The organism is Arcticibacterium sp. SM2516, from assembly GCF_057914865.1.
Map to the genome: position 1 here is coordinate 2,942,443 of NZ_CP195290.1, position 26,005 is coordinate 2,968,447.

Consider the following 26,005-nt stretch of genomic DNA (forward strand, 5'->3'; position numbering starts at 1 on the left):
TAAACCACTAATAAACAGGCAATTAAACCTAAACCGTAGCGTTGTCTTTAAAGAAAACTGTAGAATTACAGGGTCAATAATCCATATCCTGTATAAGTTATTCCCAACCTCCACCTAATGCTCTGTAAAGATTCACTATGGACTGTAGCTGTTCCAATTTATCGTTGACGCCGTTTAACTGAGAAGCTATCAGTGCCTGCTCAGAATTTAGTACATCTGTATAGTTGGTATTAGAACTATAAACTAACAGCTCTTTGGTATATTCTACAGCCTTGGTTAAAGACACTATCTCTTTACTTCTTATTTGTTCTCTTTCCACCGCGGTCTGGTAGGCAAATAAAGCATTAGAAACCTCTTGTCCTGCTCCAAGAAGCGATTGCTGGAAACCATACATGGCCACATTTTGGTCTGCTTCCGCAATAGCCAATCTGGCTTCGTTTCTTCCTTTACTAATAATAGGTTGCGTCAAACCACCCACGATGCTGTAAAAGATTGATTTACTGAAAAAATCTTTCAACTCAAAACTATTGAAACCACCGCTGGCAGTAATGGTTAAAGAAGGGTAAAAATAAGTTTTAGCCACATTTATATTTTCAAAAGACGCCATTAAAGCATATTCTGCCTGCTGTACATCTGGTCTGTTCTGAAGCAGCTCAGCCGGCACTCCAGTTTCAAGCTCCTTATAAGCTTCCTGAATGTCTAAACTTGACCTGTTTATTGACCCGGAAGGCATACCCATTAAAAAACTTAGTGTATTTTCTGTTTCTCTTATCCCTTTTTTGATATTTGGAATTAAAACCTCTGCCGAATAAAGGTTGGCTTCCGCCTGCATAACCTCTGCTTCCGTCACATAACTAGATTCCTTTAAGGCTTTCATAGATTCCACACTCTCCGTTCTGTTTTGCACGGTTCGCTCGGTCACCGTTAGCTGCTTATCTAAAGCCAATAAACCATAATATGCATTGGCGATATTTGCAATCAATTCTGTTTGAATCGCTCGTTTAGTGGCATCTTCTTTCATCAAATTAGCATAAGCAGCTTTCTTAGCACTCTTTAGCTTACCCCAAATATCTGCTTCCCAACTTGTGTTTAATTGAAGGGTGTTGGTATGTGTTGCCAATCTGATTGACCCTGCAGGAAAGTTAACCGCCCGAGAAGAAAGCTTATTTTCAGTTCTATTTAAACCCGCACTTACGCTTGGAAAAAACGCCAATTCACTTTCTCTAAAAGTAGCCTGAACGGCAGCGATTCTTTCTACCGCAATTTTTAAATTCAGGTTTTCTGCTAAACCAGTAACTATCAAATCTTGTAAGATGGGGTCAACAAAAAGCTGCTCCCACTTTAAGACAGCCATGCTGGTGGTATCTGTAGTTGCAACGCCTCTATAAAGGTCTTCTGTATTTACATGAGGCTGCTGATAAATACTTGGTTTTACACAAGCACTTAACAGAAATACGCCAAATGTCAATATCGATATACTTAATTTCAATTTCATTTTTAATGATTTTTAGTTTTCCGGATGTGGTTTTGAAGACACCTTCTCTTGTAAGGTTTGGAAAACGATAAACAATATTGGGATAACCAAAACTCCAAAAATGGTTCCGATAAGCATTCCACCTACCGCTCCCGTACCAATAGAGTTATTACCTGCAGCACCTACTCCACTTGATAGCATCAATGGCAATAGGCCAAATATAAAAGCGAAGGAAGTCATTAAGATAGGTCTCAGTCTAGCTTCGGCAGCACTGACAGCCGCATCTACAATACTAAAGCCTTTTCTTCTTCTTTCTGCCGCATATTCCACGATCAGAATAGCGTTTTTGGCCAATAGACCAATAAGCATAATGACCGTAATCTGCGTATAAATATTATTGTCAATGCTAAATATTTTGTCAAATATAAAAACACCCGCAAGACCGATTGGTAAAGAAAACAACACCGCCAACGGTAATATATAACTCTCATACTGCCCGCAAAGCAAGAAATAAACAAATACGATACACAGAAGGAATATATATATAGTTTGGTTTCCTCCTGAACTTTCTTCTTTAGAAAGACCCGAAAATTCAAAACTATAACCATCTGGCAAAGATTTAGCAGCCTCCTCCTGAATAGCCACTAAAGCATCTCCAGAACTAAAGCCTGGATTTGGTGTACCTGTAATACCTATAGACGTAAAGAGGTTGAATCTGGAAATAGCCTGCGGTCCGTAAACTTTCTCAAGTGTGATAAACTCAGATACAGGCGACATTTCCCCTGCCGAGTTTCTTACATAAATAGCATTCAAACTTTTAAGGTCTGCCCTGTCCATGGCTTCTGCCTGATAAAGCACACGGTATTGTTTTCCGAATTTATTAAAATTGGAGGCATAAACCCCGCCATAATACCCTTGGAGCACACTAAGCACATCAGACACGGAGAGTTTAGATTGCTTAATTTTAGCTACGTTCAAATCTATTTGATACTGTGGGAAGTTTGGATTAAATGACGTTCTGGCAAACAGAATCTCAGGCCTTGCATTTAACCCCTCTAAAAACTGCTCACTAACCGTATTAAAATCTATCAAATTTCCCCCTGACAAGTCTTGGAGCTGAAATTCAAAACCTGATGTAGTTCCGAAACCTTGAATGGTTGGGGGAGCAAAAAACAAGATCTTTGCATTTTTAATGCTCGATGTTTTCTGGAAAAGTTCAGTGATAACTTCTTGCACCGTTCTATCTCGGTCATCCCAAAGTTTTAGTCTAGAAATAACCATCCCATAAGAGCTACCCGTACCACTAATGATAGAACGCCCGCCTATTTTCAGTGTAAAGTCTACCTCGGGAATAGTATGCACAATACTATCAATCTCCGCCAAAACTTCCTCTGTTCTTTCTTTTGAGGCCCCTACTGGCAAAGAAACATCTGAGAATATGGTTCCTAAATCTTCGTTAGGTACAAAACCTTTAGGTGTGGTTTCCATTCCCCATACTAAAATGGCGACAAAAACAGCGATAATAGCTCCCGCAATCCATTTGGCTTTAGCCATAAAGGAGATCATGCTTTTATAGCGAGACGTCATTCTATTAAATGAGGTATTGAAGGCTAAACTAAAACGCGTTAAAAAAGTCGTTTTTTTGTTTTTATCATGCGGTTTAAGCAAAATGGCACATAAGGCAGGACTTAAAGTCAATGCGTTTATAGCAGAAAGTAAAATGGCAATGGCGAGCGTTAAACCAAACTGCTTATAAAACACACCCGATGAACCTTGAATAAAACTAACCGGAATAAATACCGCCGCCATTACCAAAGTAATGGAAATAATGGCTCCAGATATTTCGTCCATCGCGTCTATACTGGCTTTTCGGGCAGACGTGTAACCACTATCCAGTTTGGCGTGGACCGCTTCCACCACCACAATGGCATCATCTACCACAATACCAATGGCCAATACTAAGGCAAAAAGGGTTAGAAGATTGATACTAAAACCAAACAGATTTAAAAAGAAGAATGTACCAATAATTGCCACTGGCACACTAATAGCCGGAATAAGCGTTGACCTAAAATCTTGAAGGAAAATAAAAACAACTAAAAACACCAATACAAAAGCCTCTAAAAGCGTATGAAAAACATTTTCAATAGAAGCCTCTAAGAAGTCATTGGCATTAAGAATGGTGATATAACTCATTCCTTTAGGGAAAGACTTCGATGCCTTCTCCAATTCACCCAAAGCTCCTTCTATTACTTCCTGAGCATTAGAACCAGCAGTTTGACTAACGGCCACACCCAAGGCGTATTTACCATTCATTCTCACAGAACTGGTATAACTTAATGCTCCCAATTCTATTCTGGCCACATCTTTTAATCTTAGTAGCTGTCCATCATCACCTGTTCTAATAATAATATTACTAAACTCCTCTTCATTTTTTAACCTCCCTTTATACTTCAAAGTATATTGAAAACTCTGATCGCCTTCTTCACCCAATTGTCCAGGAGCCGCTTCTAGGTTTTGCTCTGCCAAAGCCGCATTAATATCAGACGGCACTAAACCATAACTTGCCATAATAGTTGGCTTAAGCCAAATTCTCATGGAGTAGTCCATCAAACCGAAAGGCGATGCATCTCCCACTCCGGCAACCCTTTTTATCTTGGGAATAAGGTTAATATTGGCATAGTTCTGTAAGAAAGTCTGGTCAAAAGTGGAACTATCACTATAAATAGCAAAAATCACTAAGTTACTCGATTGTCTTTTTGTGGTTTGAACTCCTGCTTTAACAACTTCTTGAGGCAACAAGCTGGTGGCCCTAGAAACTCTATTTTGAACGTTTACTGCTGCTAAATCAGGATTAGTACCCAATTTAAAATAAACCGTAATAGTAGCAGAACCATCATTACCTGCAGAAGAAGTAATGTAGGTCATATCTTCCACTCCATTTATTTGTTCTTCTAATGGAATTATTACATTATTAAGTACCACATCTGCATTGGCACCTTGATAAGAAGTAGAAACCACTACGGTAGGCGGGGCAATTTCTGGATATTGAGATACAGGAATAGCATAAATCCCTAGCAAACCCAGAATGACTATAATTATGGAAATAACCGTAGAGAGTACGGGTTTCTCAATAAATTGTTTAAACATGTTTTAATGTTTTATAGGTAAATGAATCTAGCCTAAAAGGCTGATTATAAATCTTTGTATATTTCTGAGGCGTTTGCTAGCTCTGGCTTAATTTCCATGTCGTCCTTTAAGAACTGGACACCATCTAGAACAACCTTATCTCCTTCTGAAAGACCATTTTCTACAATGTAAAACTGTCCTGAAGATGCCTCTTGTACTTCAATAAATACGCTTCTCAAGATGCCTTCATTTTCCACATAGATAAACTTTTTACCTTGTAAGTCGGTAACCGCTTTTTGTGGTATCAAGAACACGTTTTCCAGCGTTTGTGGAAGAACCAGATTGGCACTGCCACCACTTCTTAATAGAGACTCTTTATTAGGAAACTTCGCTCTTATTCTTACTGTACCTGTTTGAGCGTCAATCAAACCAAAAATAGATTCTATTCTACCTTTAGCTGGGTATTCATGACCGTCAGATAGCATAAGTTTTACATCTGGCAAGCTTTTTAATTGTTCTTTTACAGACGAGCCCTCTCGCTCTCTTAAGAATCCCAGAAGAGCTTTTTCTGTTACTGAGAAATAGGCTACAATACTAGAAATGTTAGAAACCGTAGTAAGTGGTTGAGGTGTACTTCCACTGACTAAACTACCAGCTTTAAAAGACAAACCGCCAATAACACCACTCACTGGACTAGTAATACGTGTATAGGCTAAATTTACTTGTGCATTGATAAGTTCAGCCTCCTTCTGAGCCAGAAGAGCTTCACTGCTTTTAAGATTTAGCTCAGCTTCTTGAAGTTCGTAAGAACTCACAATTTTCTTATCTACTAAAGACTTAACTTTCTCAATTTTCAATTTAGCGGATTCTACACCAGCCTCGGCTGATTTTATAGCCGCTTTAGAGGTTCTTACCAGTTGCTCGTATTGTGGAGCAGTAATGGTAAACAGCAATTGTCCCTTTTTTACAAAGGCCCCTTCGTCAACAAATATCTTTTCTACAAAACCGTCAATTTTGGAATGTATGTTAACATTCTCTATTCCTTCTAGTGTAGCTGGGAACTCCAAACTTACCGTAGTGGACATTTTTTGAAGTGCCAATACTGGATAACTTTTAACGGGCGGCTTTGAGCCAGCCTCTTGTGAAGTTTCTGTCTTGCAGGATGTTAAGAAACCGATACAAGTAATAAGTAAAATAGCTTTTAATTTTAAAAACATGATAGATTGAGATAGTTTCTAAGCTTAGAATAAATCCGAGCCGAATTGTATTAAAATGGTTATAAGAAACAGTTTGCTTATTTGATGTTGCAAAATTGCAGTTTATTAAGATTTAAAAAGTATTCAATTCATTCTATTTCTTATTAAAATCAAACATTTCAAACATTAGTTTAAATTTCTAAAAGCCTTAGGCGTCAGCTCCACATGTTTTTTAAAAAACATATTAAAATTGGAAGGATGCTCGAAGCCCAAGGCATAAGCAATTTCCGAAACTGAATTATTGGTATGTTTTAGAAGTGCTTTTGCTTCGCCAGCTACTCTTGATGAGATTATTTCCGTGGTACTTTTCCCAGTGGTTTCGTTAACTGCTCGGTTCAAATGATTGACATGAATAGAGAGTTGCTCCGCAAAATCGCTAGGCTTTTTAATGTTTATAGACTGTTCTGAAGAATCAATCGGAAACTGACGCTCCAAGATTTCCATAAACTTAGTCGTTATAAAAAGTGAAGCATTATGACCTTTAGCTGCCTTTGCTCTTTCCAGCCTTGTTCTAGTGGATTCATGAATGAGAATATTTAAGTAGTGTAAAATAACCTCATACTTATGCTCATAATCAGTATCTAACTGGTCATTCATTCTGATAAAGAAGTGCATAAAAAAATTGGCCTCTAATCTTGAAAGATCATATACTGGTTTAACTGTAGCATCCAATAAGGCTGAGTTTCTAAAAACCTCATTATTTAAAGATGGAGCAATAAACTTATCGTTGAATAAACAAAAATAACCTTCTTGCTTAATTGAGCTGGGCACCCATGTAGCAGGCACATTAGGGTTGGAGAATATCAAGGCTTGCCCCTTAACCTCCGCTACCTTGTCATCGTAATAATATTTCCCGTCACCTATTATTAAAGAGACTTTATAAAAGTCTGTCCTATGCAGCTGTGTATTTCTAACACACTGAAAAACACCCCTTTTGAAGACATTGAAGTGACTCATATGAGACCACTGAGAATTCTCATAACAAGTACCTTCTGGCAAGTGTTTGGCGTAAAAGTCTTTTAATGTAAATTTATCTGCCATGAAAAAAATTATTGTATTCAAACATATTTACTTTCAACAGCAAAAATCATAATGAGGTTCAAAGTTGTACTATTTCATCACTAACATCACTTTTTAAAGAAAAAACATACCTCATCAAAGCACGTTCCTAGCAAAAGCCAACAAATAAACCTATAAGTGAAAAAATGCTTTCTAGAAAAGCAAAAACCAAGAGCTATCGGCAGGAAAATTTAGGTTTGTCATTAGCCCTCAAACTAAAAACACCTCAAGATAATGATATCTAAAGGTGTGATCTGAAAAGAAGAAATACGTTATGAATCTACATGAAAGCCATAATAGATGCATAATTAAATGGCTTAGATATAAATGCATCTGCACCATGAGCTAAGGCCTTGTTTTTTAAGGAACTGTATGCAGATATAATCAAAAGTTTCATTTTTGGAAACTTTGCCTTAATTTCTGGAATGTGCTCTATCCCTAAACCATCTGGAAGATTATTGTCTAAAATAAGCACTTCGGGATCAAAAGAGGTGAGCGTCTCTAAACCATCTTTAAGGTTTTGCTCGTAGTGTGCATCAAAAGATTGACGTTTCAGGTAAGCCTGAAGCATTATGCATATGTCTATCTCATCATCAATAATCAGTACTCGTTTCTTCATATTAAAATAGTGTTCTACCAAATCGCCCATTCCCCGCATTTCTTATAACACCAAAACAGACAAAATACGCTCCAAACTCAAAACCAAATGAAGAACGGTTTGTAATTGCGTGTAAAAAATACATACTAGTCGTTTTCAATAGACTCTTCCAGCTCTGTTTTACGTTTTTGCCATTCGCTAATCTCCTTTTCAGAAAGCTGCTGAAGGGCGTTGTAAAACTTTTCCTTCTTCTTTAGCAGCTGCACTTGCCTTTCTTTTAGGATGGTGGTGCTATCCACGTTTTCATTGTACACCACAAGTAAAGCCTCTACCGCTTTTAAATTCTTATCTGTCTCCTTTAATGACTGCTCCAATTTTATTTTGAGTCCTATTCGTTCTGCCTCCATAGACACAAAGGCAGAATCAATCGAATTGGAAAGAGAGTCTAAGCTCTTAGCTCCTTCCTCCTCGATTGATTCCTTGGAGTCCATCCCTTTGATGGAGAACAGAAATAATATCGATACCAATACGATGCCTATACCTTTCATATTTTTATTCTTCTACTTCTTCTAGTTTTAAAGATTGCTGAATAACCTGCAGTGACTTTCTAATCTCACCTAACTGTGAATTTAAGAGCATTCTCATCTCCACATCTACCAGTTGTTCATCATCCAATATCGTCTCATAAGCTCCAATGATAACATTTTCTCCAAACTCACAACTTGCCAACAATGCCTTTCTGTCTTTTAATGAAATAGCCTTCTTCACTTCAATCCAAGTTTGATGAATCTTAGAAAGAAAAGAGTTTTCATGCTTTACCTTGTCTTCTCCGAATTCTGCTAAAAACGCATTCAGAAATACAGTGGCTCTCCTACTGCTGGTTGCCATGTTTTGAAACATAATTTTTAAGTCGAAATCCTCAACAGTTGCCTCTTTCGACACTTTTTCATAACCAGACTCTCTGTCAATATGTAAATCAATCAAGGTCTGAATTGCTTTTATTTTATCTTGTTTTTCCATAATCATTGTGATGTTTGATGATTAATGTTAAAACGCTATTCCATAGGTATTAAAGCTCTAATGTGTAGAACATCACAACATCAGCTCAAAAAACGTGGTATAAAATCCACAAATGCTCACCCTAACATTCCTCAGTGATGTATTAACCCGCTTTATCCATTAGAAAATCTCCCGATTTTATCGGGACCGTAGCTAAATTACTTCAAATCAGTTTACTTCGTCAAGCTCAGCACAGGCTACACCCATTTAAACTCAATCACCAGAACCCTTCGACAAAAAGCTCAGGGTAAACCGCTATGCTAATCTCGTTTAAATGTCTGATTTATTGCTCTTTAAAACTCATTACGATTCTCCAATGCATTAACCGGGTTAAATCTGACAAATAAAAATCCCCAAAGACATTGTCTATTGAGGATTTTTAGTGAAATAACTCACTTATCTATGTAGCCGAATTTTTTAGCATTTTTTATACCCTTACTTATGCCACCTTAGCCTGAAATTCATAAATATTTTTTAGAGACTTAAGCCCCCTTCTAGCCCTAGATTTGGCCGTACCAATAGGAATTTCCATTTCTTTAGCGACCTCTTTGTAAGTAAAGCCTTCTAGATAAACCTTTTCTATCATCAACTTCCTTTCCGGGTGCAGCCCGTCTATATGAGCATTAATGTCTGTAGAATCGTGATTCTGATAAACCCACATGTTGGACTCTCTGGTGTGACGCTCCGTTTCTAAGGTGAAAAATGCCGTTTTAGAATGCTTCCTGTAGAAATCTATTGCAGTATTTCTAGCTATCTGAGCCATCCATGTATATAAAGAGCCTTTGACTGCCTTATAGTTTTCAATCTTTGAGAAAATTTTCAGAAACACGTCTTGAAGTAAATCAGAAACATGTTCCGAATCCTTAACGATCTTACTTAGAATAATTTCTAAGGAATTCGAGTAATTCGTGTATAAATAAGAGTAGGCTTTAGGACTATTGGCTCTAAGACCGCTCACAAGTTCTTTTTCTGATTCTGAATAATTCATCTTCGCATTTTTTTAATGTTTCACCTTGGACAACTTGAGCACAAGACCTTTATTTAAGTTTTTTAAGACATGTCGTTTGCTTCAATGATCTTAAGAGTTAAAATGCGATTCCACCGAATTTAGTCCATAAAAACCGAACGATAGTGGATATAATTCTACAATTTCTACACCCTCTGATTTCAAGCAATACCCACCACAGCATTACCCAATTAGCATTAGTGCCTTATAGACAGACACTTACGTTAATGTTTAATTTGGAATGATTCTTTAAACAACCTTACTATAGATGCATACATGGACTTTCAGGGATTACCCCTTTTTATAGGCTCCATGCAACCAGATGCTCACTTAGCGAAAAAGTAGAAGCATCAATAAAAAAAAAGAACTGAAAATGAAAAATATATTGATCATTGATGATGAATTAGATATATGCTTATTACTACAAGCTTACCTGCAGAAAAACAATTTTTCGGTGGAGTATTCTTGTAATTTAAAAGATGGAATAAACGCTATTAAGAGCCACACACCCGATGCTTTGCTGTTAGACAATAATCTACCAGACGGTCAAGGGGTGAATAAAATACAAAATCTTAAATCCGCTTTTCCTGACATGAAGCTTATCATGATTTCAGCCATGACCTCTATACAGCAAATGGCCATTAAAAGAGGAGCCGACCACTTTGTTCAAAAACCGTTCAAACTAAGTCTAATCAATCAAATTTTGAATTTGAATTAAATAGTAACCCAAAATGAAAACTAATCGCCATAAGAAATGAAAGTCAAACTGAGAGATTTACCATCAGTACTCATTATCTGTACTTTGGTGGTGATATTACTGATTTATTTAAAATCAGTGTTGGTACCCATAGTTATAGCTATACTTTTATCGGTGGCTGTGTTACCCATTGTTGCTTTTTTTTATCGCAAAGGTGTAAACAAGGGACTCTCAAGCTTTATAGGCATTTTAGTCGTGGTAGGTGTTTTTAGCTTATTGACCTATTCATTTATGAGCCAACTAGGTAATATCTCGGACAATCAAGAACAAATAATGGAAAAAATGAGTCACTATAATAGGCTTCTGATTTCCGAGCTAAGCCAAAGCAAACTGGGTGAGCGACTGGTAAGTGTGTATAGAAAAGAAGTAACTACTGAGGAGTATATTAAATCTTTTTTCAACAACAGTTCCAATTCATTAAATGCATCTGTGGATCTCTTGATTAGCATTTCCTTGGTACCTATTTATATGTTTTTCTTCCTCTGTTATTCTGATTTTTTCCTGACTGCCATTTCCAAAATCATTGCCCCACTTAGGAGTACAGCGTTTAGAAGGGTTATCAAAAATTCTAAAGAAGTACTTCAGGCTTACTTTACGGGTTTTATAAAAGTGGTGGGCATTTTGGCTGTTTTAAATTCTGTAGGTTTATTAATGTTAGGGGTAGAGGACGCTATTTTTTACGGGGTTTTGGCGGCCTTCTTAAACATAGTTCCTTACGTTGGTGTGTTTATTGGCTCGCTACTTCCTGCCTTAATGGCATTGGTGACTAAAGACAGTGCTTGGTACGCCATTGGAGTCATATCTTGGATGAGCTTCGTTCAATTTCTAGAGGGTAACTTCATAACCCCGAATGTGGTAGGCAATCAAATTAAAATCAATCCTTTTATAGTTTTAGTCTTCCTTCTGATATCCAGCAAAATCTGGGGATTAGCAGGATTGATTGTTGCTATTCCTATTGCGGCTATCTTTAAAGAAGTATGCAAACAACTACCAAATATGAAACCCATTTGTTATCTTATGGAATCATTTCCTAGTATAAAAAGAAAACAAAACGTTACTATCTCAGATACCAAAGAATCCCTGACTTAGACTTAAAATTTTTATATCTCCTCTGAAATCCTTAGTATGAAAAATGGAAGAAATCAATCAATTAAAGACACAGGTATTTTCTTACTACGAAATCATGATACAAGTCATTCCTAAATTAGGAATTGCTCTCCTTTTGACCACCATTGTTGCATTTTTCTTACGTTTTGTAAGGCAGCGAATAGCCAAAATTTTTCTAAAAAGAGCAAATGATCTGCTTATTGCCTCATTTTTTGACGAAGTCTTAAAATCTATTAACATTATTCTTTTAATACTATTTTTCCTTTACGCCATAGGCTTAGAGGGTTTGGCCGGAAGCATTTTGGCCGCAGCAGGCATTTCTACTTTTGTCATAGGTTTTGCATTTAAGGATATTGGCGAAAATTTTTTAGCCGGAATAGTAATGGCATTTAAAAGACCCTTTAGAGTAGGCGACATCATAGAAGTTACTGGAGTTCAAGGGACTATCCAAGAAATGAATATTAGAGATACACAAATAAAGACGTTCGATGGCAAAGATGTATTTATACCAAACGGACAAATATTGAAAAATCCCTTCTATAATTTTACCATCGATGGCTTCTTAAGAGATGAATTTAACATAGGCATAGATTATGGTACCAATATTCAAAATGCAAGAAACATTATTCAGAACACCATGGAAACCATACCTGGCGTTATTCAAGAAGGAAAACCACCGATAAATATGATCATAGACCTTGGTGCCAGTACCATCAACATTTCTGTGCAGTACTGGCTTGACACTTTTGATACTGCATATTCGGGATTAGAAGTAAAATCTCAAGCGATTATAAAGGTGTATGAAGCACTAACCTCAAGTGGAGTAAATTTACCTGGAGATGTGATTGAAATTAAAAACTACACCGCAGGCATTTCTTTAGAAAAAAAAACTGCTAGTTAAAAAAACGATTAAAGCAAATCAGTTTTTCTTTGTGGTTAACTCTTTAAAGTTCCCTTTAACTTCTACCACCAGTTTGCATCCAGAAATTATCTTACTATTGGTCTGAACATTTCCATTAAATATCAGTTTGACATCTAAATCCTCCTTATCAAAAAGTAGCTTAGGAGCGTGTTTTAAAATGGTTTGCCTGTCCATTTGAACGGGCAACACCAAAGTCTTGGTCGTTTTTCCTTCAATAACTAAATCTTCAGGATAACGACCCTCTAGAAGCACATCTTCTCCTTCGAATGTCACTGCATATCCAGGATTTCTAATAATTAAAGGAGCTACATTTTTATTAACGATAGCTAAACTGAGGTTAAATTTTGGACCTTCTTTTGGTAAAAGTTCTAGGGGTTCTAGTTTGGTCAACATCACCTCAGGAAGCTGGTAAAGTGGCAATAACTCCTCTCCCTCTATCAATACCGTATCAGGTAAAAAGAAATTACGCTCGTTAATTATTTCTAGCCTATATTTATAGAGACAGCTATCTTCCTTAGCCAAAGTTTTTTTAAGATTAAGGGCTTTAATTTCTGCTAGTTTAACTTTTATGGGCACCGTAAAGGAGCTTTGTCTAAAAGCCTTTAGCGACACGGGCACTTCGCTGGCGGTTTCCATGAGCACCTTATCTTCTGCTTTAACGCTAAAGTTAAAATCTTTAAAGCTTAAAGAAAGCGGGGATCTATTTTTAAGGTCAACTTGAATTTTTAATGAGGCTTCATCGCCTCCGATCCTATTTATTTGAAGAATGGAAAGGGAAATTTTGGGATAAAATATGCTACTAAAATGATATAGGCTCCATATGCCACCCAAGAGCAGAAGAAATAAAACTAAAATGATGTAACCTTTTTTCATTTGATGATATGTTTTAAAATCCTCATTAAAAAAAAATGGGAGAAAACTCCCCCATTTTTTACTATTACCCTAAACCACTTTAAATTCTTATTTGAGTTGCCATCCTATTAAGTTGGCGAAACTTACTTTTAATATCTTCATTAGAACTCATACTACCATTTCGGCGAGAGTTTCCATTATAATCATTTTTTGAAAACGAGCTCTTTATCAAAAAGATAGCCGTTAAAACTAAAACACCGATACATAAAATTGCGATTAAAGCTTCCATGATATTTTCAATTTTTATATCAGGAAGTACTAAAATTAAATTCCAATGAAATTTCGATGCCTTTTTGTAGAAAAGTGTAGAAATAAGTAACCAATACCAGCAATGACAGACTGTAGAACACGAAATTCCACATTTTTTGAATAAAACCCTCCCTTCATCCTTGTGTTAGAAGGCTATCTTTTATGCTTTTCGCTAAAAATGGAAGTTTCTACTTCAATAATAAAGTACTAATCAACGTTCAAAGCTGAATATGGAAATTGATATTGTGCAAAAAACTGTAGAATGGTAAACTAAGATGTTTTTATTTACATTTGTATTACACTACTCCTAACGATTGCAGTTTTATATCTTATCATTTCATTTTTATTAAACCTTTGGTGTAATGCTGATATATCTGGTGGACGACGATCAAGAAGACCAAGAAATTTTTGACATGGCTTTATATGAGACTGAAGTTAAAGCCAGACTTCAATGTTTCAGCGATGCTGCGACTGTTTTAAATCACCTTAAAACCTCAACGGATAAGCCCGACTATATTTTCTTAGATCTTAATATGCCTAAGATTAATGGTCTGGAATGTCTAAAGATGTTTGTAGAATACAGTGTCACCTGTATGAGCAAAGTTATTATATATTCTACTAGCTCAAACGAAAAGGACATTAAAGAGACTATGGCCCTAGGAGCTCACAATTACCTTATTAAGCCAGTTAATTTTAAGGTATTAGTAGATTCCATCCGCAGCATATTAAAGTAGCCTAGACGCTACTGTGCTATTACGCTCTTGTTTCTATAATTCAGAAATAAAGCTACGTCACCATGGATTCATCTAAAATACACACTTTTAATACTTTACCGAATAGAGTTGCCCTTTTATAGCCTAAATAAGCTCTAAATTAACTATATTTATATGACTCAATGGGGCCAAAACTGTGGCTATTGGGGAAAAGAATTTACGAAAGCAATGGAACAAAGTTTTAGTATCTAGCACATATAAAACAGCCCAATTATGAACAATCCCATCAGCATCGTTTTTAGTAATTTGACAGATTTCTATTACACCATGAAGCTCCGCAAAGAGGCTTATGAGCATGCTTCTACACTGCAAAGCTTATCCGAAGAAGATAAGCTCATTTTCAGTGGTTGTATTCAAGATTCGGAAAATTCAATCAATAAGCTTTCCGAACAACTTGATGATATTTCCAAACATATAGAACAACTAATTAAGGAAGAACGGCCTCCTTTAAAGTGTGGATTCTACTACGCTATGGCCAAAAGTACCTCTATGGTAACCACGGTCTGTCTTTCTTTACAGTTGGGTGACACTTGGTTTATGAAGAATTTTGAAGAGTTGCTCGTAAGAAATGAGTTTACCCATCTTCAAAAAATAAAGCTTGACATGAAGTCTTGTCTTGAATGTATAAAGGCCAGTGTTCAAAATGAAATTTACATGAGAAATATAATGCTAGGGGCATAAAAAGTAGCAGGTAAGCCCTCTTCATTATAATATAAATATGGACAATGTATTATGGGAGTCCTACCTAAATAGGACTCCATAACGCTAAAGTAAGAAAGACACTACCCCTTCTCTCCGATAGCGTTACAAAAGTCTAACGAAACGCGGTACATCTCGTAGCACAATCATCACCACCCATAACTTTTTTGTGTAAATAAAATCACATCATATACAATCCTGGGGTATCCCCAAAAGCCTCTTTAAACTTCTTAATAAAATAACTTGGGTTACTAAAGCCTACAGCCTCCGCCACGTCATAGACTCTTATGTCTTGTACCGTCATAAGCATACTTTTGGCTTTAAGCATTCTCAGGTTGAGCAAATATTTGTTAATAGTAAGCCCATATATAAGTTTAAAACCGATAGTCAGTTTATTAATATTCAAACCGACCATTCTGGCCAATTCACTTTGTAGCGGTGGATTAGCAAAATGCTCATCCAAAATGCCCGCTATCTTATGAATAGCTTCTCTTTCCGCACTGCTTATGGTTGATGGAGATTTAGAATAAGAACTTTTATACCGACCTATGGTACCCAAAGCCAAAGCAGTCAATTCCTTGCAATGGGCCTCTATATTCATCTTTCTCTCTAGACCATATTGCTGATTTGTAATACATTTATTTATCAATAGTAGCATTTGAGCATTCAATGACTTTTTCTGAATCATGTCAGCATAAAGCCCAAGACGAGCGTTATTTATCTTTTCAGGCAAACTTTCCTTTTGGCAAAAATTATCTTCCACCAGAGCCATAAAGTCGGTTTGTATAAAAACAAGATTCACTTTTTGATTTTCAGCAAAAAACAAACTGTATTTCACCTCTTCATTTGGAATACTTATATAAAGATTATCCGATGAAATTTCATTCTTCTTTCCAGTATTCTGGCATTTCAAACCAAAGTTTCCTTTAGCAGCATAAAACAAAAACAGTCCGTTTTTTATATCATCCGTACTGCTGAAATCAATCTCTGTTGGCGAATGGATTTGAAGTTCCATTACCGTAAGACCCATATTATCGGCTGTTTTATAACACGTAAAATTGCCATCTAATTGGCTCCCTTTTATATCCAAGCTATGAATGTCACAATCACTTGATATTTCTGTAGAAAATGCTTCTCCATTCTCTGGCACAAGCTCTGGGTAATTTTTAAATCTAAAGGTTATCATAGCTTTGTTTTTTATACTCATTCTTAAACACGCTTTATGTATTAGGCAATCTCCCGATTTTATCGGGACCGTAGCTAAATTGCTTCAAATCAGTATATTCCGTCAAGCTCAGCACAGCCAACACCCATTTAAACTCAATCACCATAGCCATTCGACATTAGCTCAGGGTAAACGCTATGCTAATTTTATTTAATAATCTGATTTATTGCACTTTAAAACTCAAAACGACTTCCTAAACGCATAATCCGGGTTAAAATGAGCTACGAAGTGGCATTATGACCTACATTTCATCTAGAAATCCATCTCTAAAGCCTCATTGTGGTTTAGCATTATTTTTGACCATTTTCTGGTCACTTATGGGTTTCGTTTTTTTTTCAACGAATTGGGCAAATCCTTCGGATTTTATGGTCTCATTCGAAAGTAAAGCGAGGTTTTTGGTATAAGCCGCCCCAAAATATAGGATCATGGAAGTATAGTAAACCCAAGTCAATAAAATAACCACGGTGCCTCCGGCTCCAAAAACAGAGTTAAGCTCTGAGTTTGACAAATAAAGGCCTATAAAATAACGTCCTACTAAAAATAAGATGGTGGTTAATAATGCTCCAGTGATAGATACTTGCATACCAAATTTAACATCTGGTAGTATCTTAAAAATCAAAAAGAATAAAAAACCAATGAGCACAATAAGGACAACATAATTGACTATCTGAGTGATTACCATAGAAATAGCATTAACATTTTGCTCTATATTATCGTGTAGAACATCAATAGCTGAGTTTATGACCATAAAAACTAGAAGCAAAAAACCCAAAGCCACAATAATGGAGAAGCTCATTAACCTGTCTTTAAAGAAAGACATTACACCGGAAGAAGCTTTCACCTCCACATTCCAGATCTCATTAATAGAGTCTTGCATCTCTACAAAGACCCCCGTGGCCGCAACTAGAAGTGTTATTAAACTTATACCAGTGGCTAAACCAGATTGACCTTCGAGCGTTGTACGGCTTAAAATTCCCTGAAGCGTGTCTGCTATTTCTAAACCTACAAAATCCTGTAGTTTAGTAAATACTTGACCCTTCAAAATCTCATCTGACCAAATTAAACTACCTGCTGAGAGTATAAAGTAAAAAATAGGTGCTAGGGCAAAAGTGGTATAATACGCCAAAGAGGCACTTTTTTTTGGAATTTTATATTCACCGAAGTTTAATACGCTATTCTTGAAAGCGATTAAGATGTTTGTTATTTTCTTGGTTACTGCCATACCCTTAAATGAATAGATAATTGTTCCAACTCAATTTTTAAAACTATGAAGTTCTTCTACGTAGACCTGTAGAATTTAAACCTCATACAGCGAAGCAGTCTAGAAACTGTTAGTATCCTAAACAGGCAACCTCAGTACAAAAGTGGCACCAGAACCAATATCAGAAATAAGCTCTAAATCTATTTGGTGAGCCTTTAGAATGCTCAAACTGCTGGCTAAGCCCAAACCAATTCCATTATTTTTTTTGGTAAAATAGGGCTCAAAAATTAAACTTTGATCTTCTTTAGAAATCCCAGGGCCATTATCAGAAATAATCAGAAGGTTACCCTCCAAATTAATTTTAATCCAACCATCCTTATTATTATCTATAGCCTCCACAGCATTGACCAGTAAATTAGAAACGGCCAATGAAAACTGTTCTTCATTCAACTGAATAAGTAGAGTCTCTTTAGGCAAATTAAGCATGAGCTCTATCCCTTTTAGTTTAGCTTTATCCTGAATGGTTTCGATGACATTTCCTATCACCTCAACAATGTTCAAAAGCTCAAATTCTTTTTCTTCAATCTGAGCACTGTTAAGCACTTTGGTAATAATACTGTCTATTCTACCAGAGTTTCGCTTGATAATGGACAAATATGGTGAAACCTCCTCCTCTTCTTCTGCTTCCATACCCTCTATGGCTAAAGAAATATTAGAAAGGGGATTCCTGACTTCATGAGCCAGTGTACGCATAAACCTCGCCGTTGATTCTAGCTTTTCGTAAACTAAAGCTGTTTTTTGAGCTTTAAGCTCTGCTGTTTTATCTATAATTACGCCATGGACGAAATCTTGTTCTGTAAAGCCCTCCTGAAAGTTACATGTAAAAATGGTAGACTTGATTTCTCCATTCTTGCATAAAATATTTATGTTCTGCCTTAGAATGCTTTGTTTAGAGGCTATCTTATCTAGGAAATCCTTTTGAACTTCTTGGTCCTCTATTAATTTAAATATCCCACACTCGCCAAGCTCCTCCGACTTATAACCCGTTATATCTAAAAGGGAGTCGCTAATGCCCAGAATCTTACCAGATTTCTCAGCGATATAAAGAATATCTTCAGACTGCCTCAGCACTGCTTTATATTTAGACTCACTCACTCTTAAAGCCGACAGAATCTCAAATTGTTTTAAGGAATATCTAATACTACGCTCCAACTCCGTAGCGGTCATTGTGCTCTTTACTAAGAAATCATTCACTCCTAAATCCGACGCTCTTCTGTCTATCTCGGTGTCTCCTTTACCTGTTAATAATATAACTGGTAAATGATTACCATCCTTTTTAATTTCTTGGCACAGATCTAGACCAGAATAAGCACCTAATAGATAATCCACTACGAATAAATCAAAAGAACCTTTCTTTATCAATTCAATGCCCTTTTTGTAGGTAGAGGCCCACGTGATATTGAATTTGTAAGTAGATATTTCTTGAAGACTTTCCTCAAAAAGCTCAAAATCATCTTCATCGTCTTCTATTAATAGCAGCTTTATTTCTTTCATGGCATTATTAAAAAGGGAAGTAAAGATAGAAAGTGGTGCCTCGGTTTTCTTCTGATTCTGATCTTATAAAACCATCATGATTATCCACTACTTTCTTACAAATGGCAAGGCCAATCCCCGTCCCAGGAAACTCAGTGCGACCCACCAATCTTTTAAAAGGTTTATAAATACTGTCTTCAAATTGCTGATCAAACCCAATCCCATTATCTTGAATTTTTATCACATAATACTTCTTCTCTATATCCAGATTATAGGCTAGTTTTTCTTTCTTTTTAACCCTCATAAAGCTCATTCCTACTTCCGGCACTCTATCGGGATGTTTGAACTTTATGGCATTTCCGAGCATGTTTTGAAAAAGCTGATGAAACTGTGTTTTTATCCCTGGGATAGTAGGCAAATCATAATGTATAATCGCATCCGTTTTTTTTATAGACTCTTCATAATCTGCCACTACACCCTCCATTACCCCATTAAGATCCACGGGTTCGCTTCCAATATTAACAGAACTGAGTCTGGAAAGCGTAAGAATATCCTCAATAAGGTTACTCATCCTTACCGTGGATGACATTAGTTTATCTAAATATCTTTCAGAGTTTTCTGGCATTTCTTCTCCCAAACTACTTTTTAGTCTGCTGCCATAAGCTTCTATTTTACGTAAAGGCTCTTGCAAATCGTGTGAAGCCGTATAGGCAAATTCCGTTAAAGCATCATTTGACTTATTCAGGTCGGCAAGTTGCTGCCTTATAATTTTTTCATTATTCCTAGTATCGGTAACATCTCTTATGGTACCGTATATACTCAACACCTCGCCACCTTTGTCCCTTTCAATATAATGGGTTTTAAAAGCTGCAAATTTTGTAGTACCATCTATATTTAGAATTCTTAACTCTGTCTTATTATTACTTTCGTTAAGGCCATTGGCTAGCTTATCCTTAATCTTCTTATTAATTAAAAGTCTATAATCTTTAGGTAAATGCTCTAAAAACCCTTCCCAATTACTTTCCCCTCTTACTTCGCCCGCATTCCTATAGCCAAATATCCTAGCCATTCCATTTGACCAAAAGATAATATCTTCTTTAACATTGATATTCCAGCAACCAAAACCTAATTCTTCTTCTGCAGTAAGTAAAAGTTTATAATGAAAATGCTCCGCGTCAATGGTTATTTGCTTAGAGCTGTTAAAAATAAAAAGTTGGGCTTTTGAACCATCTGTAAGCGTTAAAGCATCTGATTTCAATTCTTCAAAAGGCAAGCCGTCCAAGACTTTAAATTCACCTATTTCTCCATCTCTGAAATTGAACAATTTCTCTACCAGCTCCTCTTGGTCTTTCGTAGTTATAGTACCTAAAAAGCTTCTTAAGGCCTTATTTACATACAGCACCTTTTCTTCGGAGAGCACCAAAATATGCTCCCTAAGCAGTTCATAAACTTCTTGATTTGGTATTAAAGACGTACCATCTTTAAGGTGCATGTAGATAACGCTGCTCACAGATTGTAGTATTTGATTTTATTATAAAGCGTTTTCCTGTCGATTTTCAACACCCTGGCGGCTTTACTTTTGTTAAAATTAACCTCTTTAAGTGTTCTGATAATTAATTCAGCTTCAGCTTCCTTGGCTGCTTCTTTTAAGTCTTGAGGTATCCTGGAATGATGTGTAGGCTTTATTAAATCCGCCATAATCTCCGCTGTGCTGCTGCTATTAATAAAACTAGACGAGGATTCTTCTTGCTCATTTTCAGATTCCGCGAAGTGGATATGATTATGATTAACCAACTCATAAGGCAGATTAGCCACCTTTATTTCGTCTATCTGACAGAGCAATGCCGCCCTTCTCACCACATTTTTTAATTCACGGATATTTCCATGCCAAGGGTATGTTTTAAATACCTCAACCACTTCAGAGCTAAACCCAACAATGTTTTTATTGAGTTCTTCATTTACCCCGTCTAACATGTATTCGGCAAACATCATGATGTCCTTATCTCGATGTCTTAAGGCCGGAACACTAATCTCAAATTCGTTAAATCTATAGTATAGATCCTCTCTAAACTTTCCTTTTTTCGCTGCTGCCAATAATCGCTCATTACTGGCAACAATAATTCTTACATCAATATCAATTTCCTTATTCCCTCCTATTCTTTTCAGTTTCCTTTCTTGTACCACTCTTAATAAGGAAACCTGCACATCGTAAGATAGATTAGCCACCTCGTCTAAGAATAACGTGCCACCATTAGCCAATTCAAAATGTCCTATCTTTTGGTTTATTGCTCCAGTAAAAGATCCTTTTTCATGACCAAAAAGCTCACTCCCTGCCAATTCTGTACTTATTGCTCCACAGTCCATGGCCACAAATGCCTGCCCTGCCCTGGTGCTTCGGGTATGAATTTCCCGAGCCACAGCCTCTTTACCCGCACCACTTTCACCATAAATTATTACAGAGAAATCTGTAGGTGCCACCAAGTTAATTTGATTCAATAGGTTCTTACTGGCTTGGCTTATTCCAAAAAGATTACCCGTTTTTTTGCTTTTCTTTTTTGCCGCAGGCTTAGCAGCTATATCCCCAGTTGACGCTACCTTGGTTTGTTCATTCGTCTGACCATCCGTTTCGATACCGACAGAACCAAGAGCCTTCTTTATCGTATTTAGGATCTCTTCGGGAAACAATGGTTTGGTGACATAGTCAAAGGCACCGTTCTTCATCACATTGATGGCCACCTTTATATCAGAATAACCCGTAATGATAATTACGGGAAGGTTGGCGTGTTTTTCTTTGACTTTTTTAAGTAAATCGCCTCCATTTATATCTCCAAGCTTAAAATCTGTAAGAATAAGATCTGGCACCTCTTTCGACAATAATTCCAAACCTTCATTTCCTGAAGAGGCTGTCTGAACATCATAATCCTGTCTTTTTAGAAACCTCTCCAACAAAAGCCGAACATCCTTATCATCGTCTATTACCAGTATTTTCTTCATATTCGTTTTTCTATATCAGTTTAGGGTCTTAGCTATTACAATCTTCGTTATTTAATTGAAAACGGTTTACGCCATCACCACTTTTCTTTCTTTAGAAGACGGAATATTTGCCGCCATTCTATACTTGGTAATGGTTCTTCTGGTTAAACTTATGCCTTCCATCTTCAGAGCGTTTCTTAAATCAAAATCACTCATTGGATTAGTCTTATCTTCTTCTTCTACCAGTCTTACAACCATATCTTGTACTTCCCTATTACTTTTCCTTTCGCCATTGTCTAATTCAATAGCTTCGGTAAATAAATCTTTTAGGTTTATAAGACCAATAGGCGTTCTGGCGTATTTATTACTGGTGACTCTACTTACCGTAGAAATGGTCATATTAATATATTCTGCCACGTCTTTAAGAATCATAGGTCTAAGCTGTTTATTATCTCCCGTGGTAAGATAATTTCCTTGAAGATAAACAATCGCTTCAATAACCTTCGTCATTGTTTCTTCACGTTGCTGAATGGCATCAATAAGCCAATACGCCGACTTCAATTTGCTACTAATATAGCTATTTGTGCCGTCTCTAGAGGTGTTCTTAATACTGGCCGCATAAGATTCGTTTACGTTAAATTGATAGTTACTACTGCTAATGATCTCTCCTTTAAGCTTATCGTCTACTAGGCTAATCTGGTAATCAGGAATAATATTTGAATTTTCAGACTGCCAATCGCCAAAACCCTTTGTTGGATAGGGCTTTATTGTCGTAATCAGATCCAGCACTTCGTTTAAAACCTCCTCTTCTATCCCATGAGTATCTTCAAGAGTCCCTGCTCTTAATTTACTCAATTCCTCAAAACCGTTCTCCAATAATTTAAATGTAGCGTCTCTCAGCTCATCATCTATTTCTTTATTCTCTCTCACTACAGTATGGAGATAATCTTGTAGATCAAAACATGCAAAACCCTTAGGTTCACAGCTATTTACCACTCTTTTCACTCTTTCTATCTCTCCTTCTTCGTGAAACTGGCCTGTAGCAAAACCGATGGTATCTGTTAATGAAGAAATGTCACCTTCCAAAAATCCCTTTTCATTGGCAGAGTAAACCAAAAAGTGAGCTATCGCAAAGTCGATTTCTGACAAATTCCTATATTTCAACTGATCCACAATGAGGTCAGTAATATCTTCTTGCTCCGTCTGACGTTCCATCTGCAAATCTTTCCATTCTGAACCTTCCTGAGAACTTGGGTTGTTCATTTTATAAAATGGTTCATCATTTTCTAAAGCCTCCGTACTATAGATTTCGTCCATTCTCATTTCGCCAGAAATCTCGTCCTCTATTTCTCTTCTTTCAGATTCATTTTCTCCAGCATCATTATCTTCATGAGACTCCAAAAATGGATTTTCCAGCATTTCTTGATTGACGTATGTATCCAATTCCTGTTGATTGAGGAAGAGAAAATTCAAAAACTGAATCTGTTGCGTATTGACTCTTTGGCTCTGCTTGGCAGTTTGTATCTGAACGTTTCCTTTCATCAGAATTGGTTTTAAATTGGTTAATTGTCTATTAGACTTATTCAATTTACAATCCAGAAAGTGTACATTAGCATATCAGATCGGATAATAGATCTCATCCGTACTGATAATCAGAACTTTAAAAACCAAACAAAAAATAGCCTTAACGATTCTGTCTCAACGTAAAAAACTGAACCTGTAGAAATGTGTATACCTTTTTCTACAACTGGACAGTCTTATTCTACACCTCTCATGAAAGCAAAATCCTTAGATTTCCTTTTCCTCAGTGCCTTCGTTTTTCTGGGACTTTGTCTGATAATGGGTTACCGCTTCTATAATAGAGTGGGCAAGTCAAATGAGCTTGTAGACCATACTTTTACGGTTCAAAAACAAATATTAGAAGCAGAAAGTGAATTCAGAAACATGGTTTCTAACCAGCGTTCTTTCCTTTTAACAGAAGACAGAGATTATTTATATAAGTATAATCAAGGAAAAGTCTCTGTCAAAAAATCACTAGAAAAGCTAAGACTATTAATTATTGACAATCCTGTTCAAGTCAAGAATCTGGATACCCTCAGCAGTAATTTTGAGAGAAGACTTTTAACGCTTAATGAAGAATTGGTACTAAGAGAAAAAGCAATTTTCCCAATTCAACTGATTAGAAAACATATCATAAGTTCTACTTATGATACCGAAAGCTTCATTCAAGAGATTCAGGGCATGAAGAAATTAGAGGACAAACTAATGTCTGAAAGAATCAATCATCAAATTGAAGGAGAGGAAAAAATCCCCTTTCTCTTTGCCTTTCTAGGTATCCTGTCCATTGCTACCATAGCATTCGCTTATTTTAAAATAAAAAATGCTTTACAAGAAAAGGTTTTGTTATTAATAAATAAAAGAAGGTTGCTAAAAAAACTTTCTAAGTCTAATGAGGAGTTAGAGCATTATGCTTATGTGGCGTCTCATGATTTGCAAGAACCCTTGAGAAAGATTAGGATGTTTACAGATTTAACAAAAAAAGCCTATGAAGACAATCAACCCGACCAGATTATAAAGTATATTGAAAAAATAGACAACTCTTCTGCCAACGCCATAGAATTGGCCAAAAGGCTCATGGATCATGCTCAGTTAAACAAAGAAGAAGATGAACTTATGATGGCAGCACCTTCTGATATTTTCAGAAAAATTGTCCAGGAATTAAAAGAAGCTAATGAACCCGACATAGAGTTAAAGTCCAAAATAGATAAAACACCAGAGCTTCATGTTTATCCTAACCAAATAGGGACATTATTCCGAAACCTTCTTCAGAACTCCATTAAATTCAAAAAGGACGATTCCAAGAAGGTGGTAGTTTCACTAGAATATGATTTATATAAAGAAGGTGCCATTTCTTATCACAGAATAAGGGTAAAAGATGATGGAATGGGTTTCAAAACGGAGTTCTCAGAAAAGATTTTTGGATTGTTTAATGATCTTAGACTTACCGAAAAGTCTTCAAAAAAGAGTGTAGGCTTAAATGCATGTAAGAAAATAATGGAAAACCATTACGGATATATTACTGCCAACAGTAGCCCAGACAATGGAGCCACTTTTACCTGTCTTTTCCCTGCGGAAAGTTAATAGAGGTCAAGTTTCTCGACATCTACTTTGGTGTCATAATAAACACCAGACTCATCGAGTTCCAAATAAGGTCTTGGCTTAAGCACTTTCTCTACCTGATCCGTTATCTCCAAGGTTTCCCATTCTGAGAGCTGCCGCTCTTCGCTCAGGCTCAGCTTTGTTTTTTGAGAGATCCATGAGAAAAACCTATGGGCTTCGGCCAATATCATTCTCCTATTTTCTACCTCAGAGACATAATTTATAACACTGTTTGTTACAAACGGCGTAACCACCCTTACTATAGGGTTGCTATTTGATACCAACTTAGTAGCTAAAAGTTGCGTTCCCAGTTTCACCGGCATGGGTTTAATGTTTTTACCAATACTCCGAATCAATTTTAAAGGAAGAATATTTCCCAGTATGTCGGATTTAGTATCCGAAATTTCTGCTTCCACTTCCAAAATCCTATTCTCTATTTCGGTCTTCTTTATGGTAAAGTCTGTATATTTTTTAAACTTTTTCATTTGTCTTCGTCATTATTGTAGAAAATATTCAATAGCTCGCAAGCGATGTAGTTGCCCATCCAAGATTTTCCTTTTTTAAACAAAAAGAACGAACCCGCCGCATACAATAAGGAAATGATAAGAAAGCCAAAATACGCACTATGTAGTAAACCATTTAAAAAGAGTGCTAAGGATATACTGAGAAAAACCATGGCAAAAACAGCACAAACCATATAACTAATTTTAATGGCTAGCTCTGTAAAAACATGGGAAGCTTTATCTGCTGCTTTTAATAGCATTCGCTCCTTTTGTAGATCAATGTATTCTTCTACATTTTCCTTTAAACTTTTGCTGCTACCTGTACTCATCTCTTTGTCTGGTTTAAAATCTTTAAATAAAGAAGGCCATCCTTATAACAGATGACCTTCTTAAAATTGGTGTGCATCCGGCCTA

At 36.4% G+C, this 26,005-nt stretch carries 24 protein-coding genes; 6 read left to right on the forward strand and 18 right to left on the reverse strand.

Annotated features, from left to right (window positions below; genetic code table 11):
* Window positions 1-97: 97 nt before the first annotated feature.
* From ACSBFT_RS12130 to ACSBFT_RS12165, 8 genes are all read right to left on the reverse strand, one after another.
* The gene (locus ACSBFT_RS12130; protein WP_489600811.1) at window positions 98-1,495 is read right to left on the reverse strand and encodes an efflux transporter outer membrane subunit; all 1,398 of its coding nucleotides are present in this window, start codon (window positions 1,493-1,495) and stop codon (window positions 98-100) included.
* 12 nt (window positions 1,496-1,507) lie between these two features.
* The gene (locus tag ACSBFT_RS12135) at window positions 1,508-4,621 is read right to left on the reverse strand and encodes an efflux RND transporter permease subunit (protein ID WP_489600812.1); all 3,114 of its coding nucleotides are present in this window, start codon (window positions 4,619-4,621) and stop codon (window positions 1,508-1,510) included.
* A gap of 44 nt (window positions 4,622-4,665) precedes the next feature.
* The gene (locus tag ACSBFT_RS12140; protein ID WP_489600813.1) at window positions 4,666-5,817 is read right to left on the reverse strand and encodes an efflux RND transporter periplasmic adaptor subunit; all 1,152 of its coding nucleotides are present in this window, start codon (window positions 5,815-5,817) and stop codon (window positions 4,666-4,668) included.
* Between the two features lie 165 nt (window positions 5,818-5,982).
* Window positions 5,983-6,897, reverse strand: coding sequence for a helix-turn-helix domain-containing protein (locus ACSBFT_RS12145; protein ID WP_489600814.1), 915 nt, complete (start codon window positions 6,895-6,897; stop codon window positions 5,983-5,985).
* A gap of 298 nt (window positions 6,898-7,195) precedes the next feature.
* A complete protein-coding gene (locus ACSBFT_RS12150; RefSeq protein ID WP_489600815.1) occupies window positions 7,196-7,534 on the reverse strand; it encodes a response regulator in 339 nt (112 codons plus the stop codon).
* Between the two features lie 125 nt (window positions 7,535-7,659).
* Window positions 7,660-8,061 carry a hypothetical protein gene (locus ACSBFT_RS12155; protein WP_489600816.1) on the reverse strand — a complete coding sequence of 134 codons (402 nt, stop codon included), beginning with the start codon at window positions 8,059-8,061 and terminating at the stop codon, window positions 7,660-7,662.
* A gap of 4 nt (window positions 8,062-8,065) precedes the next feature.
* Complete coding sequence (locus ACSBFT_RS12160) at window positions 8,066-8,533, reverse strand: PA2169 family four-helix-bundle protein (protein ID WP_489600817.1); 468 nt, start codon at window positions 8,531-8,533, stop codon at window positions 8,066-8,068.
* 478 nt (window positions 8,534-9,011) lie between these two features.
* On the reverse strand, window positions 9,012-9,560 hold the full coding sequence (locus tag ACSBFT_RS12165; RefSeq protein WP_489600818.1) for an RNA polymerase sigma factor: 549 nt from the start codon (window positions 9,558-9,560) through the stop codon (window positions 9,012-9,014).
* Between the two features lie 391 nt (window positions 9,561-9,951).
* On the opposite strand from ACSBFT_RS12165, the gene ACSBFT_RS12170 reads away from it, so the two are divergent.
* The 3 genes from ACSBFT_RS12170 to ACSBFT_RS12180 are packed head-to-tail and all read left to right on the forward strand — an operon-like array spanning window position 9,952 to window position 12,343.
* Window positions 9,952-10,296, forward strand: coding sequence for a response regulator (locus ACSBFT_RS12170; protein WP_489600819.1), 345 nt, complete (start codon window positions 9,952-9,954; stop codon window positions 10,294-10,296).
* A gap of 36 nt (window positions 10,297-10,332) precedes the next feature.
* On the forward strand, window positions 10,333-11,424 hold the full coding sequence (locus tag ACSBFT_RS12175; RefSeq protein WP_489600820.1) for an AI-2E family transporter: 1,092 nt from the start codon (window positions 10,333-10,335) through the stop codon (window positions 11,422-11,424).
* A 43-nt stretch (window positions 11,425-11,467) separates the two neighbouring features.
* On the forward strand, window positions 11,468-12,343 hold the full coding sequence (locus ACSBFT_RS12180; RefSeq protein ID WP_489600821.1) for a mechanosensitive ion channel family protein: 876 nt from the start codon (window positions 11,468-11,470) through the stop codon (window positions 12,341-12,343).
* Between the two features lie 18 nt (window positions 12,344-12,361).
* Here the strand turns inward: ACSBFT_RS12180 and ACSBFT_RS12185 are convergent, their stop codons facing one another.
* A complete protein-coding gene (locus ACSBFT_RS12185) occupies window positions 12,362-13,237 on the reverse strand; it encodes a hypothetical protein (protein WP_489600822.1) in 876 nt (291 codons plus the stop codon).
* A gap of 79 nt (window positions 13,238-13,316) precedes the next feature.
* On the reverse strand, window positions 13,317-13,505 hold the full coding sequence (locus ACSBFT_RS12190; protein WP_489600823.1) for a hypothetical protein: 189 nt from the start codon (window positions 13,503-13,505) through the stop codon (window positions 13,317-13,319).
* 382 nt (window positions 13,506-13,887) lie between these two features.
* On the opposite strand from ACSBFT_RS12190, the gene ACSBFT_RS12195 reads away from it, so the two are divergent.
* The gene (locus ACSBFT_RS12195; RefSeq protein ID WP_489600824.1) at window positions 13,888-14,259 is read left to right on the forward strand and encodes a response regulator; all 372 of its coding nucleotides are present in this window, start codon (window positions 13,888-13,890) and stop codon (window positions 14,257-14,259) included.
* Between the two features lie 252 nt (window positions 14,260-14,511).
* Window positions 14,512-14,979 carry a hypothetical protein gene (locus ACSBFT_RS12200; RefSeq protein ID WP_489600825.1) on the forward strand — a complete coding sequence of 156 codons (468 nt, stop codon included), beginning with the start codon at window positions 14,512-14,514 and terminating at the stop codon, window positions 14,977-14,979.
* A gap of 199 nt (window positions 14,980-15,178) precedes the next feature.
* On the opposite strand, the gene ACSBFT_RS12205 is transcribed toward ACSBFT_RS12200, so the two are convergent.
* The 6 genes from ACSBFT_RS12205 to rpoN form a co-directional block, all read right to left on the reverse strand.
* Window positions 15,179-16,183 carry a helix-turn-helix domain-containing protein gene (locus tag ACSBFT_RS12205; RefSeq protein ID WP_489600826.1) on the reverse strand — a complete coding sequence of 335 codons (1,005 nt, stop codon included), beginning with the start codon at window positions 16,181-16,183 and terminating at the stop codon, window positions 15,179-15,181.
* 313 nt (window positions 16,184-16,496) lie between these two features.
* Window positions 16,497-17,444: a YihY/virulence factor BrkB family protein gene (locus ACSBFT_RS12210; protein WP_489600827.1), complete on the reverse strand. Its 948-nt coding sequence runs from the start codon at window positions 17,442-17,444 to the stop codon at window positions 16,497-16,499.
* 117 nt (window positions 17,445-17,561) lie between these two features.
* On the reverse strand, window positions 17,562-18,977 hold the full coding sequence (locus ACSBFT_RS12215) for an ATP-binding response regulator (protein WP_489600828.1): 1,416 nt from the start codon (window positions 18,975-18,977) through the stop codon (window positions 17,562-17,564).
* Window positions 18,978-18,984: 7 nt separating this feature from the next.
* Window positions 18,985-20,466, reverse strand: a complete 1,482-nt coding sequence (locus ACSBFT_RS12220; protein ID WP_489600829.1) for a PAS domain-containing sensor histidine kinase — start codon at window positions 20,464-20,466, stop codon at window positions 18,985-18,987.
* Window positions 20,463-21,950, reverse strand: a complete 1,488-nt coding sequence (locus tag ACSBFT_RS12225) for a sigma-54-dependent transcriptional regulator (RefSeq protein ID WP_489600830.1) — start codon at window positions 21,948-21,950, stop codon at window positions 20,463-20,465. The genes ACSBFT_RS12220 and ACSBFT_RS12225 overlap by 4 nt, the downstream gene beginning before the upstream one ends.
* Window positions 21,951-22,016: 66 nt before the next feature.
* On the reverse strand, window positions 22,017-23,471 hold the full coding sequence (gene rpoN, locus ACSBFT_RS12230; RefSeq protein ID WP_489600831.1) for an RNA polymerase factor sigma-54: 1,455 nt from the start codon (window positions 23,469-23,471) through the stop codon (window positions 22,017-22,019).
* Between the two features lie 183 nt (window positions 23,472-23,654).
* On the opposite strand from rpoN, the gene ACSBFT_RS12235 reads away from it, so the two are divergent.
* Window positions 23,655-25,070: a CHASE3 domain-containing protein gene (locus ACSBFT_RS12235; protein WP_489600832.1), complete on the forward strand. Its 1,416-nt coding sequence runs from the start codon at window positions 23,655-23,657 to the stop codon at window positions 25,068-25,070.
* Here the strand turns inward: ACSBFT_RS12235 and ACSBFT_RS12240 are convergent.
* Window positions 25,067-25,573, reverse strand: a complete 507-nt coding sequence (locus tag ACSBFT_RS12240; protein ID WP_489600833.1) for a hypothetical protein — start codon at window positions 25,571-25,573, stop codon at window positions 25,067-25,069. The two genes, ACSBFT_RS12235 and ACSBFT_RS12240, sit on opposite strands and share 4 nt — an antisense overlap.
* Window positions 25,570-25,920, reverse strand: coding sequence for a hypothetical protein (locus tag ACSBFT_RS12245; RefSeq protein WP_489600834.1), 351 nt, complete (start codon window positions 25,918-25,920; stop codon window positions 25,570-25,572). Before ACSBFT_RS12245 ends, ACSBFT_RS12240 begins: the two co-directional genes overlap by 4 nt.
* Window positions 25,921-26,005 lie beyond the last annotated feature (85 nt).